This window comes from Plantactinospora sp. ZYX-F-223, assembly GCF_039649625.1.
Classification (GTDB): Bacteria; Actinomycetota; Actinomycetes; order Mycobacteriales; family Micromonosporaceae; genus Plantactinospora.
The window spans coordinates 88,533-103,052 of sequence record NZ_JBDJAV010000025.1 but is presented as its reverse complement, the minus strand read 5'-3'; the positions used below and the strand labels follow the sequence as shown (position 1 = coordinate 103,052).

The 14,520-nt window shown below is 72.0% G+C and carries 13 protein-coding genes; 9 read left to right on the top strand and 4 right to left on the bottom strand.

The window, feature by feature from the left end; all coding sequences use genetic code 11:
* Window positions 1-10: 10 nt before the first annotated feature.
* Window positions 11-487, top strand: coding sequence for a MarR family winged helix-turn-helix transcriptional regulator (locus AAH979_RS24815; RefSeq protein ID WP_346260528.1), 477 nt, complete (start codon window positions 11-13; stop codon window positions 485-487).
* 388 nt (window positions 488-875) lie between these two features.
* On the opposite strand, the gene AAH979_RS24810 is transcribed toward AAH979_RS24815, so the two are convergent.
* Window positions 876-2,177, bottom strand: a complete 1,302-nt coding sequence (locus AAH979_RS24810) for an ROK family transcriptional regulator (RefSeq protein ID WP_346260527.1) — start codon at window positions 2,175-2,177, stop codon at window positions 876-878.
* A 133-nt stretch (window positions 2,178-2,310) separates the two neighbouring features.
* Between AAH979_RS24810 and xylA the strand changes: the two genes are divergently transcribed.
* From xylA to AAH979_RS24780, 6 genes are all read left to right on the top strand, one after another.
* Entirely contained in the window at window positions 2,311-3,498 is a 1,188-nt protein-coding gene (gene xylA / locus AAH979_RS24805; protein ID WP_346260526.1) for a xylose isomerase, read from the top strand.
* A gap of 208 nt (window positions 3,499-3,706) precedes the next feature.
* A complete protein-coding gene (xylB, locus tag AAH979_RS24800) occupies window positions 3,707-5,122 on the top strand; it encodes a xylulokinase (protein WP_346260525.1) in 1,416 nt (471 codons plus the stop codon).
* A 147-nt stretch (window positions 5,123-5,269) separates the two neighbouring features.
* The gene (locus AAH979_RS24795) at window positions 5,270-6,727 is read left to right on the top strand and encodes a hypothetical protein (RefSeq protein ID WP_346260524.1); all 1,458 of its coding nucleotides are present in this window, start codon (window positions 5,270-5,272) and stop codon (window positions 6,725-6,727) included.
* A gap of 171 nt (window positions 6,728-6,898) precedes the next feature.
* Window positions 6,899-7,957 (top strand): hypothetical protein, encoded by a 1,059-nt coding sequence (locus AAH979_RS24790; protein ID WP_346260523.1) that lies wholly within the window; start codon window positions 6,899-6,901, stop codon window positions 7,955-7,957.
* 58 nt (window positions 7,958-8,015) lie between these two features.
* Window positions 8,016-9,521, top strand: a complete 1,506-nt coding sequence (locus AAH979_RS24785; RefSeq protein ID WP_346260522.1) for a hypothetical protein — start codon at window positions 8,016-8,018, stop codon at window positions 9,519-9,521.
* Window positions 9,522-9,702: 181 nt separating this feature from the next.
* Complete coding sequence (locus AAH979_RS24780; RefSeq protein WP_346260521.1) at window positions 9,703-11,310, top strand: amidase family protein; 1,608 nt, start codon at window positions 9,703-9,705, stop codon at window positions 11,308-11,310.
* Window positions 11,311-11,507: 197 nt separating this feature from the next.
* Here the strand turns inward: AAH979_RS24780 and AAH979_RS24775 are convergent, their stop codons facing one another.
* Both AAH979_RS24775 and AAH979_RS24770 read right to left on the bottom strand, forming a co-directional pair.
* Complete coding sequence (locus tag AAH979_RS24775) at window positions 11,508-11,699, bottom strand: DUF397 domain-containing protein (protein WP_346260520.1); 192 nt, start codon at window positions 11,697-11,699, stop codon at window positions 11,508-11,510.
* Window positions 11,686-12,474, bottom strand: coding sequence for a helix-turn-helix transcriptional regulator (locus tag AAH979_RS24770; protein WP_346260519.1), 789 nt, complete (start codon window positions 12,472-12,474; stop codon window positions 11,686-11,688). The genes AAH979_RS24775 and AAH979_RS24770 overlap by 14 nt, the downstream gene beginning before the upstream one ends.
* A gap of 722 nt (window positions 12,475-13,196) precedes the next feature.
* Here AAH979_RS24770 and AAH979_RS24765 point away from each other — a divergent pair.
* Window positions 13,197-13,475, top strand: a complete 279-nt coding sequence (locus AAH979_RS24765) for a hypothetical protein (RefSeq protein WP_346260518.1) — start codon at window positions 13,197-13,199, stop codon at window positions 13,473-13,475.
* Window positions 13,476-13,782: 307 nt separating this feature from the next.
* A complete protein-coding gene (locus AAH979_RS24760) occupies window positions 13,783-14,058 on the top strand; it encodes a DUF6458 family protein (RefSeq protein WP_346260517.1) in 276 nt (91 codons plus the stop codon).
* A gap of 170 nt (window positions 14,059-14,228) precedes the next feature.
* Here the strand turns inward: AAH979_RS24760 and AAH979_RS24755 are convergent, their stop codons facing one another.
* Window positions 14,229-14,519 (bottom strand): hypothetical protein, encoded by a 291-nt coding sequence (locus AAH979_RS24755; protein WP_346260516.1) that lies wholly within the window; start codon window positions 14,517-14,519, stop codon window positions 14,229-14,231.
* Between the last annotated feature and the right edge of the window lies 1 nt (window position 14,520).

Genomic DNA, 14,520 nt, shown 5'->3' with positions numbered 1-14,520 from the left:
CAGGATCACCATGGCTGAATCCGGCGGTCCTGGCGGACCGGATCCGACCCTCGCCACCGCGGTGGACACCGCCGCGGCGGCGCTGCTGTCGGTCTGGGACGCTGCCCGGGAACGGACGAGCGGGCGGCTGTCCAGCTCTCAGTTGCGGGCCCTGATGGTGGTCGAGCAGTTCGACGGGATCAACCTTCGGGGACTGGCCGGGATCCTCGGCATGCTGCTCTCCTCGGCGAGCCGGCTCTGCGACCGGCTCGTCGCGGCCGGGCTGCTCGAACGCGAGCCGGGTCGGGCGGATCGCCGGGAGATCTCGCTGCATCTCACCACGGTCGGTCAGAAGCTGCTCGTGGAGATCCGCGCCGACCGCCGGGAGCGGCTGGCCGAGACGCTCGCCGGGATGAGTCCCGCGGGCCGGCAGGCGCTGCTGCGGGGGCTCATCGAATTCGACCGGGCGTTCCGGGCCAACGTCGAGCCGACCGAACGGTCGGCCTGAGCCGGCTGCCGGCCGCCCGTCGGCGCGGTCCGGGCGCCGGGCGGCGGCAGAGCCCGCAGCCCGTCCGCCGGGTCGTCGAGGTGTGCGCATCGGCGCTGGCACTCCTGTCGGCACAGAGGGGACCTGTTCAACCGCTGCTGCGGGCCGTGCCGGCCGCAGCCGGAACTCGGGCGCATGCGCCGCGCTGTTCAGGTTGGCGAGGGTCCAATGGTTGATGATCGGAATAGTTGTCTGGGGGCAACAATAGCGACCGGGCCCTCGGCCGCGTCGCCGCGGTCGCCCCGGTTGCCGTGGCCGATCCCATGGTGCCCGTCGGGAGCCGGCTCGGCGGGGCGGAACCGGTAACGAGTGCCCCGGTCGGGCGGGTGTCCGGGCGGTTCCCGCGCGGCTACCGGCCGGCCCTGCCGAGCCACCGGGCGGGCTGCTCCAGCACGGTGCGGACGACCGAGCCGGCGGCGCCGAGCGCGGCCGCGTCCCCGCCGAGCAGGGCGGCCCGGACGGTCACCGGTGACCAGGCGGCGGTCAGTACCCGCTGGCGGATCTCGGCCTCCACCGTCGGGGCCAGCCAGCGGGCCAGCGGCGCGTAGACGCCGCCGAGCACCACCGTGTCCACGTCCAGCAGGTTGATCACCCCGGCGACGGCGACCCCGAGTGCGGTCGCCGCCTCGACCAGTGCCCGGTTGGCGGTCGGATCCTCCCGGGTGGCCGCCTCGACCAGCCGGGCGACCGCCGCGCCCGGAGTCGGGATCGCCGGTCGACCCCGATTCGGATCGGTACCGGCGGTGGCCGGGCCGGTGTCGACGGCGGGTGGGTCGGCCAGGCGGGCGGCGGTCAGGATGGCTTCCTGGCCGGCGTACTGCTCCAGGCAGCCGCGACCGCCGCACCGGCAGGGCCGGCCCTCCGGGTGTACGGGCACGTGGCCGAGTTCGCCGCTCCAGCCCCGGGCACCCCGGAACAGGGTGCCGTGCAGCACGATCCCGGCGCCGATGCCGACCTCGCCGGAGATGTAGATGAAGTTGCCGCAGTCGGGCGGGCCGGCGTGCAGTTCGCCGAGCGCGGCGAGGTTGGCCTCGTTGTCCACCCCCAACCCGCGCCCGCCGAGCACCGGGTGCCCGCCGAGCAGCGCCGGCACGTCCACGTCCCGCCAGCCGAGGTTCGGCGCGAGCCGCACCAGCCCGGTGGCGGTGACCAGGCCGGGCACCGCGAGCGCCGTACCGGCCAGGGCCAGGTCCTGCCGGTCCGCCTCGGCTCCCGCCTCGGTGATCAGCTCGCCGACCAGTGCCAGGGCCTCGGCGGGGGGCACCGGCCGGAGGTCGACCTGGCGTACCGCGCGGTGCCGTACCGTCCCGGCGAGGTCGACCAGGACGGCGGCCAGGTAGTCGACGTTGATCTCCAGGCCGAGGCCGGCCGGACCGTGGCCGGCGAGCGTGAGGCCGACGGCGGGCCGGCCGGCGCCGGACCGGGGCATCGGGGCGACCTCGGTGAGCAGCCGTCCGGTGATCAGGTCGTCGACCAGTGCGGAGACGGTGGCCCGGGTCAGGCCGGTGGCGGTGGCCAGGTCGGCCCGGGACGGCGGGCGCTCGGCGGTGGCGATGTGCCGCAGCACCAGGGCCAGGTTGTGCTCGCGCAGGCTCGCCTGGCGGACGGCGGTTACCGCCGCGCCGACCGGCACCGCCGCGGGTTGCGCCACGGTATTGACAATGCCATACCGCGGTCAAATAATTCAACCGATAAACAAATCGGCCGGGTTGCCGGGGCGTCAACCGGGGATTTCGGCCCAGTCTCTCTCCTCAACGTCGAGTCGGTTCCCCTGGAGGTCAGCCATGGCAGCCCAACCAACCCCTGCCGACAAGTTCTCCTTCGGCCTCTGGACGGTGGGCTGGACCGCCCGGGATCCGTTCGGGGAGGCCACCCGGGAGGCCCTGGACCCGGTCGAGGCGGTCAACCGGCTCGCCGAGCTGGGCGCGTACGGGATCACCTTCCACGACGACGACCTGATCCCGTTCGGCTCCGACGACGCCACCCGGGAGCAGCACATCTCCCGGTTCCGCAAGGCGCTGGCGGAGACCGGTCTGGTGGTGCCGATGGTCACCACCAACCTCTTCGCCCACCCGGTCTTCAAGGACGGCGGCTTCACCAGCAACGACCGGGACGTACGCCGGTTCGCGCTGCGCAAGGTGCTGCGCAACATCGACCTCGCCGCCGAGCTGGGTGCGCACACCTTCGTGATGTGGGGCGGCCGGGAAGGCTCGGAGTACGACGCCGCCAAGGACATCCGGGCGGCGCTGGACCGCTACCGCGAGGCGGTCAACCTGCTCGCCCAGTACGTCATCGACCGGGGCTACGGGCTGAAGTTCGCGATCGAGCCGAAGCCGAACGAGCCGCGCGGCGACATCCTGCTGCCGACGGTCGGGCACGCGCTCGCCTTCATCAACGAGCTGGAGCACCCGGAGCTGGTCGGGTTGAACCCCGAGGTCGGGCACGAGCAGATGGCCGGGCTCAACTACATGCACGGGATCGCGCAGGCACTCTGGGCCGGCAAGCTGTTCCACCTGGACCTGAACGGGCAGCGGGGGATCAAGTACGACCAGGACCTGGTCTTCGGCCACGGTGACCTGCTGAACGCGTTCGCGCTGGTGGACCTGCTGGAGAACGGCGGGCCGCAGGGCGGGCCGGCCTACACCGGGCCCCGGCACTTCGACTACAAGCCGTCGCGTACCGAGGACTACGCCGGGGTGTGGGCGTCGGCGGCGGCGAACATGCGGACGTACCTGCTGCTCAAGGAGCGGGCGGCGGCGTTCCGGGCCGACCCGGAGGTGCAGGAGGCACTGGCCGCCAGCAAGGTGGCGGAGCTGTCGACGCCGACGTTGAACCCGGGTGAGACGTACTCGGATCTGTTGGCGGACCGGAGCGCGTTCGAGGACTTCGACGTCGATGCGGTGGCGGCGCGGGGGTTCGGGTTCGTGCGGTTGAACCAGCTTGCGGTGGAGCATCTGCTCGGGGCGCGCTGAGTCTGCCTGTCCCTGTTCGCGGGGTGGGGGGTTGGGGGCCGGATCGCCCGCTCTGGGCGGTCAGGCTTGATCCCGACGCGGGCGATCCGGCCCCCAACCCCTGACCTGGTCCGGGTGCGCGACCACGCTCGCGCTCCGATGTGGGTACGACCAACCATTGGTGCTGACTTGCGACAACCGTCCGTGAAGCCCAGAAGGAGGGCGTGAGATGGCGCTCGTTGCCGGGGTCGACTCGTCGACCCAGTCGTGCAAGGTGGTGATCCGGGACGGCGAGACCGGCGCCCTGGTCCGCAGTGGCCGGGCGGCGCATCCGGACGGGACCGAGGTCGATCCCCGGGCCTGGTGGGACGCGTTGCAGTCGGCGATCGCCGAGGCCGGGGGGCTCGACGACGTGGCGGCGGTGGCCGTCGCCGGGCAGCAGCACGGGATGGTCTGCCTCGACGAGGCGGGCGAGGTCGTCCGGCCCGCGCTGCTCTGGAACGACACCCGGTCGGCGGGGGCGGCGGACGAACTGGTCGAGGAGTTGGGCGGCGGCGAGACCGGGCGGCGGGCCTGGGCAGAGGCGGTCGGCAGCGTACCGGTGGCGAGCTTTACCGTCACCAAGCTGCGCTGGCTGGCCCGGCACGAGCCGGAGAACGCGGCGCGGGTGGCCGCCGTCTGCCTGCCGCACGACTGGTTGACCTGGCGGCTGGGTGGCGCGGCCGGGCTGGGAGCGCTGCGTACCGACCGGGGGGACGCGAGCGGGACCGGATACTGGTCACCGGCGACCGGTGAATACCGGCCGGACCTGCTGGAGCGGGCGTTCGGGCGGGCGGTGGCGGTGCCGACGGTGTTGGGGCCGGCGGAGGTGGCCGGGCGGTTGCCGGGTGGCGCGCCCCTGGGGCCGGGGACCGGCGACAACGCGGCCGCCGCGCTGGGGGTCGGCGCGGTCGCCGGGGACGTGGTCGTCTCGATCGGTACCTCGGGGACGGTGTTCAGCGTCGCGGACACTCCGGCGGCGGACTCCTCGGGTGCGGTGGCCGGGTTCGCGGACGCGACCGGGCGGTTCCTGCCGCTGGTCTGCACCCTGAACGCGGCCCGGGTGCTGGACGCGGCAGCGGCGATGCTCGGGGTCGGCCTGGACGAGCTGGCCAAACTGGCGTTGAGCACGCCGGCCGGTGCCGACGGGCTGGTGATGGTGCCCTACCTGGAGGGCGAGCGGACGCCGAACCGGCCGCTGGCGACGGGTGCGGTGCACGGGCTGACCCTGCGGACGTCGACGCCGGGGCATCTGGCCCGGGCCGCCGTGGAGGGCATGCTCTGCGCACTGGCGGACGGGCTGGACGCGCTGCTCGCCGAGGGGGCGACGGCGAACCGGATCATCCTGGTCGGTGGCGGGGCCCGCTCCGAGGCGGTACGCCGGATCGCGCCGGAGGTCTTCGGGTGCCCGGTGCTGGTGCCGGAGCCGGGGGAGTACGTCGCCGACGGGGCGGCCCGGCAGGCCGCCTGGGTCGTCCAGGGTGGGGCGGAGCCGCCCGCCTGGTCGGCCGGCGAGTCCCAGGAGTACGTGGGCAACGCCGTCCCGCGCATCCGTGAGCAGTACGCCCGCGCCCGTGATTCGGTCCTGGATCGGCCGGTGGACTAGGGATCTCCGCGCGGCAGCGCTTCGTTTCGTCGATACACGGCTGCATAGGCATCCAAAGTTGCCTATGGAGCCGTGTATCGACGTTTGACACACTGCCTGTGGCCGGAGTTCCGGCCGGATCTGTGTGCGAGCGCGAGAGGACTGTCGATGGAGGCGCCGGCGGCCGGCGAACTGCGGGAGGAGTCGGGGGAGCGGGCGGAGCCCGGGGAGCCGGCCGACGAACCTCGGGTGCGCCCGGGGCGGGCGGAGCCGGCTGCGGTGCCGGGACGGTCCGGTGGTCGGGTCACGGCGGTGCTGGAGTGGGCGCTGATCGGTGCCGGCATGCTGCTGTTGGCGGTCCATCCCCGGCCGCCGATGATGGGGGACGGGCTGGTCCGGTACCAGGCGTTGCTCCAGTTGCTGGAGCAGCGGCAGCTGCCGGAGACGGCGTACTCGTTGATCGGCCCGCTGTTCGCGGCTCCGCTCTGGATGGTCGGCCGGTGGTACGGCGACCCGGAGCCCGTGCTGGCGCAATACAATCTGCTGCTCTTCGGGTTCGGGCTGGTGGCGCTCCATCTGCTGCTGCGCGACCGGATGGACCGCCGGCTGCTCCGGCGGTTCCTGCTGGTGCTGGTCGCCGGGAGCATGGCCGCCGCGCACGTCCAGGACTTCTACGGCGAGATGTTCACGGCGACGACGGTCGGGGTCGGGCTGCTCGCCGCGACACTGCCCGGGACGGGCCGGCCGACCCGGCTCGCCGGCTGGGCCGCCGTGGTGCTCGGGGTCGCCAATACGCCCGCGTCGGTGGTGGCGCTCGGTCTCGTCGTCGGGGTGCTCTGCTTCCGGGAGCGGCGGTTGCGCTACCTGCTGGTGCTGCTGGCGGCCGGGACGCTGGTCGCCGGTGAGGCATGGCTGCGCCTCGGTGACCCGCTGCACCGGGCGTACGCGAACAACGGCGGCGGGCAGACCGTGATGCCGTACTCGGGCGAACCGGGTTTCTCATATCCGCTGCTGCTCGGGGTGGTGGCGATCCTCTTCTCGTTCGGCAAGGGTTTGCTCTGGTTCACGCCGGGGCTGTTCCTGCCGGCCCGGCGGTGGTTGGCGGAGCGGGCCGGCCGGGGTATGGCCGGAGTCTGGCTGTTGTGGCTGGTCTTCGTGGCCGGCCTGGTGCTGGTCTACGCCTCCTGGTGGGCCTGGTACGGCGGCCTGTACTGGGGGCCGAGGTTCTTCCTGCTCGCCATCCTGCCGGCCAGCCTGGCGCTCGCCGTACGGCTGGGAGCGGCGGAGGCGGGGCCCTGGGCCAACCTCGCCACCCTGGCCGCCGTACTGCTCTCGGTCTGGGGTGCCGCCAACAGCCTGCTGTACGCCCAGCTCTGGCCGTGGACCTGTTACGACAACAACTACTACCTGGAGTCGCTCTGCCACTTCACGCCGGAGTTCAGTCCGCTGTGGTACCCGCTGGTGGAGCGCCCGGCCCTGACCGGGATGCAGCGGGTCGCGCTCGCCGGTTACGCCGTGGTGCTGCTCTGGCTGGTCGCGCCGGTGCTCGGCCGGCTCGCCCGGCAGGCGGCTGCGGCGATCCGGAGCGACCGGCGGGTGTGGTCGCCGCGCGACTGGCGCTGGTAGCCCGGGCGGCTCCGCAGGGTGCGCCGTCCGGTCCGGCGGCGGCCCGCCGGTGCTCGGGCGGAGCGGGTCGGTCGGTACGGGAGCGCTAACAACAGACACGGTGGGTAGTCGGATCGCGGCGAGGTGTGTAGCTTCCTTACGGGCTGGTGAAACTGTCCGAGGAGGCCGCTCATGGAGGAGACCGAACGCGTCCGGCGCGCGGCGGTGTGCCGGGACGCATTCGAGTTGTTGCTGACCGGGGAGCCGGAGTCGGCCGCCGCGCAGCTCAAGGGACTCACGGAGGCGGCACCCGGCGCGCCGTACCGGACCGAGGCGGCGTTTCTCCTCGCGTTGGCGAAGGCGGTGCCGTACACGCACCGGCAGTTGGCCGACGGCGTGGACGCGCTGCGGATCGCCGCCGAAGGGGACCACCCGATCTACAGCCCGGCGGCGAAGCTGCTGCTCGCCGGGCATGCCACCCGGATCGAGGACTACGAGTTGGCGAACCGGTTCTGGAACCAGCTCGCCGGGCCGTACCGGCTGGGGTACAGCGCGGTGGCGTGGTTCCACATCGCCCTCAACCACGAACGGGCCGGCGAGCTCGACCGGGCCCGGGACGCCATGGCCAAGGCGCGATCCACCAGCGATCCGCAGTACGCCCCGAAGGCGATGAGCTGGATGATCACCTACTACAACAACCGGGGCCGGCACGACCGGGTGGAGGCGCTGGCCGAGATCGCGTTCGACTTTCCGGACGATCCACTGGGGCTGGACCGGTACATGCAGCGGAACCAGCACGTGGTGATCGGCCGGCAGAAGCTGCTCGACCTCGCCGAGCCGGCCGGGGTGCTGGCCGGTGCCCAGATGCTCGCCCAGGCCAACGGCATCGAACATGACCCGCTGCCGGTCGCGCTCGCAAACGACCTCCAGTTTCAGCCCACCCCGATGGCCGGCGTCGACCTGCCGTGGTTCGAGCCGTACCTGCGGCACCAGCCCGGCACCGAGGCGCTCTACACCGCGGCGCACCAGGCGCTCGCGTACGCCGACTACGTCTGCACCCAGGCCGCCATCCAGTACCTTGAGCGGAACAACGGGCCGGCGAACACGTTCCGCAACATGGTGCAGTACCCCACCAGGTTTCCGTGGGGGCCGGTGATGCACGAGAGCATCCGGCAGCGCCTGCTCAACGTGCTGCACGCGCCCGACCACTTCATCCCGACCGACTGGGCGACCGTGCACGACCGGGACTGACCGGGCCCCCGGTCGCCGGGGTACCCGCGCGGGGCGGCGATCTGGAATTCTCGCTGTCGTGCGGAGGGCATCGTGGCGGTGGAACCCGGCCGAACGGCGGGTGTGGTCGGCGTTCCACCGGGGAGTCGAGGTCGACCTGCGCGGCACGACGCACCCGGTCCGGGCGGAGCTGCTGGTGGAGCTGCTCACCGGCGGCGCCGACCGGCCGGGCTCCCGGGCCGGACTGCGGTTGCGGTCGGCCCGGATCGTCGGCCGGGTCGACCTGCGGCACGCCGAGATCACCGTTCCGGTCTCGATCGGCGGGTGCACCTTCACCCACGTACCGGAGCTGACCGAGGCCCGGGCGGTCAACCTGGTCCTCACCGACTGCACCCTGCCGGGACTCCGGGCCCGCCTGCTCGACCTGCGCGGCGACCTGGCGCTGCTGCACTGTGTCGTCACCGGCCCGGTCGACCTGCGGGACGCCCAGGTCGGTGGCACCGTCACCCTGAACGGCTCGCGGTTGGCCGATCGGGCCGAGCCGACCGGCGATCCGGTCTTCCCGCCGATCGACCCCGGCACGGCGCTCGCGGCCGGCCGGCTGAGCGTGACCGGCAACCTGCACGCCCGGCAGGGGTTCGTCGCCGAGGGTCAGGTCTGGCTCGGTGGAGCCAAGGTCGGCGGCAACCTCGATCTCGACGGCGCCACCCTGCGGCATCCGGCCGGGGCGGCGCTGAGCGCGGACCGGCTGACCGTGGCCGGCAGCCTCACCGCCCGGTACGGCTTCACCGCCGAGGGCGACGTACTGCTGATCCACGCCCAGATCGGCAACCAGCTCAACTTCCACAACGGAGCGCTCCGCGGGGCGGGGATGTTCGCCCTGCATCTCGGTGGCGCCCGGGCCGGCAGCGTCTGGCTGACCTTTGCCGAGCGGCCGACCGGACGGGTCCGGCTCTCCGGTCTACAGGCCGACTCGATCTTCGACGATCCGCGGACCTGGCCGGCGGAACTCGACCTGATCGGCTGCACCTACCGGCTGCTGATCGCCCGCGCACCGTCCCCGCCGCACCTGCCGTCGCCGCCGGTGCCGGTCAGCGTCCGGCAGCGGCTGGACTGGCTGCGGCGCAGTCCCGAGGGCTACACCCCGCAGCCGTACGAGCAACTCGCCGAGCAGTACCGGCGGGGCGGGCAGGAGGCGGAGGCCCGTCGGGTGCTGCTGGAGCGGCAGCGGCAACGCCGGGCCACCCTGCGGGCGCCGGGGCGACTCTTCGGCTATCTGGTCGACGGCCTGGTCGGGTACGGCTACCGCACCTGGCTGGCCGGCATCTGGCTCGTCGCCTTCTGGGCACTGGGGACGCTCAGCTTCGCCCTGGACCCGTCGGTGCCCCGCAACCCGGCCGAGGCGCCGGAGCGGAACGCCACGCTCCAGGCACTTGACCTGCTGCTGCCGATCGTCAACCTGGGGCACGACAACGCCTGGAAACCGGCCGGCGGCACCGAGTACGTCGCCGCGCTGCTGGTCCTGGCCGGCTGGGTGCTCAGCACGGCGGTCGTCGCCGGGCTGACCCGTACGCTCAACCGCTGAGCCGGTGCGGCCGATGGGGGCGAAGATCGTTTTACCGGGCGGAAATCGATCCGTACCGTAGCGTCAACATCAGAACCGTGTGCTTCCGAGATCCCCTCACGCCCGGGTGTCCGTGGGCCGCCCGGGCGTGGCCTCATGGAAGGGCGTGCAGGTGCATCAATCCGATGTGCATCAACCCGCTGTGCCGATCCGGCCGCGATCCGCGTTCCGGCTCGTCGTACTCGCCACCGTCCTGGTCAGCATCGCCGCACTGGTCGCCACCGCGCTCGGCGTACCGTCCGAGGCGACCGGGCGGCACCGGCCGTTCCCGCTCGACCTGGAGCGGGCCGGTATCCCGCAGATCCGCGAGGCGCTGGCCGCCCGGCGGATCACCTCCGAGGAACTCGTCCAGGCATACCTGGAGCGGATCCGGACGCTGAACACCAACGGCCCGGGCCTGAACGCCGTCCGGGTGGTCGCCCGGGACGCGGTCGCGCAGGCGAAGCGGGCCGACCAGGAGCGCCGCAAGGGCCGGGCGAAGGGACCGATGCACGGCATCCCGGTGCTGATCAAGGACAACATCGACCTGTCGGGGCTGCCCACCACCGCCGGAGCGATGGCCCTGGCGACGTCGTACCCGGCGAAGGACGCCTTCCTGGTGACCCGGCTGAAGGCGGCCGGGGCGATCATCCTGGGTAAGACCAACCTGACCGAGTTCGCCAACTTCACCACCAACGGGATGCCGTCCGGCTACAGCGGACTCGGCGGCCAGGTGCTCAACCCGTACGACGTCAGCCAGACCCCGAGCGGGTCCAGTTCGGGTTCCGGCTCGGCCGCGGCGGCGGCGCTGGCCACCGTCACCATCGGTACCGAGACCTCCGGCTCGATTCTCAGCCCGTCGGCGGCGAACTCGCTGGTCGGGGTGAAGCCGACGGTGGGTCTGGTCAGCCGGACCGGGGTGGTGCCGATCGCCGCCAGCCAGGACACCGCCGGGCCGATGACCCGGACCGTCTACGACGCCGCCGCGCTGCTCAGCGCGCTGACCGGGATCGACCCGGAGGACCCGGTCACCGGGACCAGTTCGGGCGTGGTCGGCACCGACTACACCCGGACGCTCTCGACGACCGCGTTGCAGGGCAAGCGGATCGGGGTCGCCAGCAGCCCGACCGGCAACCAGGGGGTGCTGTTCACCGAGGCGCTGGACGTGCTGCGGGCCCGGGGCGCCACGGTCGTGCCGGTCACGGTCAACACCGGCGGCCTGCCGCCGAGCATCCTGAGCTACGAGTTCAAGCGGGACCTGAACGCCTACCTGGCCCGGCTGCCCCGCAGCGCGCCGATGGACACCCTCGACGACGTGGTGAAGTGGAACCTGGCGCACGTCGACGAGGGCACGATCAAGTTCGGCCAGACCCAGCTCGTCACCTCGAACGAGATCGACCTGACCGATGCAGCGGCGAAGGCGGCGTACGAGACAAACCGGGACACCGGCATCGCCGGGGCGCGGGAGCGGATCGACTCGGTGCTCGCCGCCGAGAACCTGGAGGCGATCGTCTTCGTCGGCAGCGGGTCGGCCGGGATCGGCGCCCGGGCGCAGTACCCGTCGGTCGCGGTCCCGATCGGGTACGACCCGGCGAACGGTCGCCCGGTCGGGATGTCCTTCCTGGGTACCGCCTACACCGAGGCCCGACTGCTGGCCCTGGCGTACGACTACGAGCAGGCGTCGCTGACGTGGCGCCCGCCCTCGCAGGTCAACCCGTCGCTGTTCCGCTGCGCCGACTTCGCCGACCGCGACCCGAGCTGCGCACCCTGACGTCCACTCGGCACCGAGGGACAGACCGTGACGTCAGGGCGTTCGGGCTGGTGTCGGACGCGATCTGACCTGGGATGACGAAACCCCCGGACCCGGGAATCCCCGGGCCGGGGGCAATTCGTCGTTCTTGGGGGCCGGCTACGGCCGGTCCGGTGACCGGTTCGTCGGTGCCGCCGCGCCGGAGGTGCGGGCCGGTGTCAGGCGTGCGACTTCGCCAGGCTGACGAACGCCCGCCAGGCGGCCGGGCCGAAGGTCAGCGTTCCGCCGTCCCGGTCCTTGGTGTCCCGGACCAGCACCCGGCCCGGAAGGTTGTCGGCCACCTCGACACAGTTTGAATTGCCGCCGGAACGCGTGGACTTCCGCCAGGCCGGGGCGTCACGTGTGGTCATTGAGTAGCTCCAGAAGTAGGTCTCTGCTCTGGTCGGCCGCCATCGCCAAGCCGTTGATCGACTCCCAGGATTGCTCCAGCTTACCCACATCCCCCGCCGAGGTCACTACCTTGCCCTGTAACTGGTCATCAAGGTATGAGATCCGCTTGCCGTCTCTCAGGGTCGCCAGCGAGATCGGACCACCCAGACCAGCGTGCAGCCCGCCGGCGGCATCCGGGAGCACGCGCACCGTGACGGATGGTCTGTCGCCGATGTCGGCCAGGTATCCGAGCTGATCTTTCATGACCTCGCGCGGACCTCGCCGGAGTGCGAATTCCGCGATGATGCAGGAAATCGTCACCGGTGGGTCTTGATCCATAATTGCTGCCTGCCGGGCTGTCCGGTTCGCGACGAGATCCTCCACCCTCCCCGCGTTCGCCGGAACTCCCGCGAACATCTCTCGCATGTACGGCTCACGCTGTAGCGGACACGGGATCAACAGCGGTTCCCAGGTCCGCAGCAACAGTGCGCGGCGCTCGTGCTCGGCCCATGGGCGCAGCCACGGGCGCAGGTCTTCGTGTGCGGTCTTTGCCAGTTCTTGGATTTCGCGGCCGGTGCCGAACACGTCGTCTAGGCGCTGCGCGGTGCCTTCCTGTGGGATCAGCTTTCCTGACTCGAAGTACTGCACCGAGGACTTCGACACGCCGATTGCGGTGGCAAGCCTGTCTTGAGACAGCTTCCGCTGCGTGCGTAGCTCCCGGATGCGGGCCGGCAGCGATGCCGATTGGCCATTCATGGTTATCACCCCGGGTGGTCGGTGGGTGTTGTCGCCATCATTGGGCGGTCGTCCTATTCATCTTCCGTTACCGCGCACTCACGGTCCAGGGTGGAGAGCAGACGGAAAAGCCATTACCGCGGCCCGCTTCAACATGCCGGAGGCGTGGCCCGCAAGATCTGCCCCGATGGTGGGTCGTCTTTCCGTCAACGGGCGGTTGCTCGTAGCGGACACGAGCGCCGCCCCTTTCCTGTTGTTTACCGGAACGGGAGGGCAAAAGAATGAGACTGGTACGAGGGACGAGACTTCGCCATCGTCGGGCATGGTGGCGCTTGTGGCGGTACTGCTGGTGCGGACATCGATGGATCTGCCCCGACTCGGATCCCGGCGTGTGCTCCTACTACCCCCGGCGGGGTAGTAGGAGCACACGATCGGCGGGTGCCGACACCGCACCCGCCGAGAGTGCGTCCCTGACGGGTGCCGAGTTCCGCCGGGCGGTCCGGGCTGCCACGGTGGACGCCAGGATCGCCAGGGAAGAACGGGCCGGGCACGGGGAAGCGCCGCCACCCCCTCTACCGCCGGAACAGCCACAGCGCCCGTGGGTCGATTTCCCCGACTCCCGCAACGCGGGCCGGTACGACGGGTGGAAGGGGCCGACCCGGGCACACCTGGCCAACGGCCGGGCGGGCGGCTTGACCCCAGCGCAGCAGCACCGAGCCCGGCATGCCGAGCGGGTGTAGCCCGTGATCGGGCCGTGGGTGCGATGGGAACGGCACATCGCCCGACGGCGGCTGCGTGCGCGCCGGGCGGCCGGGCAGCACGTCCCTACGGATACCTACGCCTGCCGAGAATGCGAACACGACTGGCCCTGCGCGCCGGCCCGCCTGTCACTGCTGATCGGCTTCAAGGGCGACCGGGTGGGGCTGATGATGTACCTCGCCCGCGCCCTGGAAGCGCTGCCCGACCGGCATCCCGCGCTGATTGTCGGGCAGATCATCTACTGGGTGCCCCGGCGCCGTTAGCGCCGGTCCGGCAGCCCCCGAAACGTCGGCACCGGCCTCCGCTTCCCCGCGCATCATCCGGGGCCGGCACCGACACGGAAGCACAACGGGGCCGCCGTTATCCCTTCGGAGCGGCCTCGGGGTGCGACCCAGACAGGGTGACGGGGTTGGTCGCTGTCGGAGCCGACGGCGGTTCGACCGGCAGCGGCGGCTTCGACCGGGCCAGTCGCGATGTTTCGGCAGGTCAGCCCGGTGTGACGATTCGTCGGCTCGGCGACTGGGTAGCAGGACCAGGACAGCCAAGCATCCCCCCACGAGGAGGCGTGTCATGGGTATCGGCACCAGCATCTTCCTGATCGCGCTCGGCGCGATCCTCACCTTCGCACTGAACGTCAGCCTGGGCGGCCTGGACCTGGACGTGGTCGGCTGGATCCTGATGGCGGCCGGCGTACTGGGTCTGATCATGACCACGGTGATCTGGAACAACCGGCGCCGCTCGGTCGTGACCACCACCGAGCCGACCGAATACCGCCAGGTCAGCGCCACCGAGCCGACCGAGTATCGCCGGGTCGAGGAGCGGCGCGACGTGCTGCCGCCCCGGTGACCGGCCGTCCGGTTCCGTCACGGTGATGCGAAAGGCGACGGGCCGGCTGGGGTGCGGTTCGGTGGCTGGGGGCACCGGGCGTACCCCACACCCCAGCCGGCTACTCGGATAGCGCCGCCGGCCCGGTACGTGTCACAGCGCCGGGTGTAGCCCCGTCCGGCTGACCCGGGTCACCGACCGTCGGCGGCCCCGGCAGCCTTCCCGGCGCGCGATCCCGGGGCCGATGACCGGCGGGCCACCGGCCGGGCACCTGATCGCGCCGGGGGCGGCTGACCGCGCCAGCTATGGATCAGCAGCGCGAGCCGCTTCGGGCGGTCCTGGTCGCTCACCACCCAACAGATGGCGCCCACCGCCATCGCGCTGACCGCGAAGAGCGCCAGCAGCACCGGCCAGTCCACCATCGACAGGCCGGTGACGAGCCCGCCGCCCGCCGCGACCGCGCCCGCCCGGCGTAGCGGCACG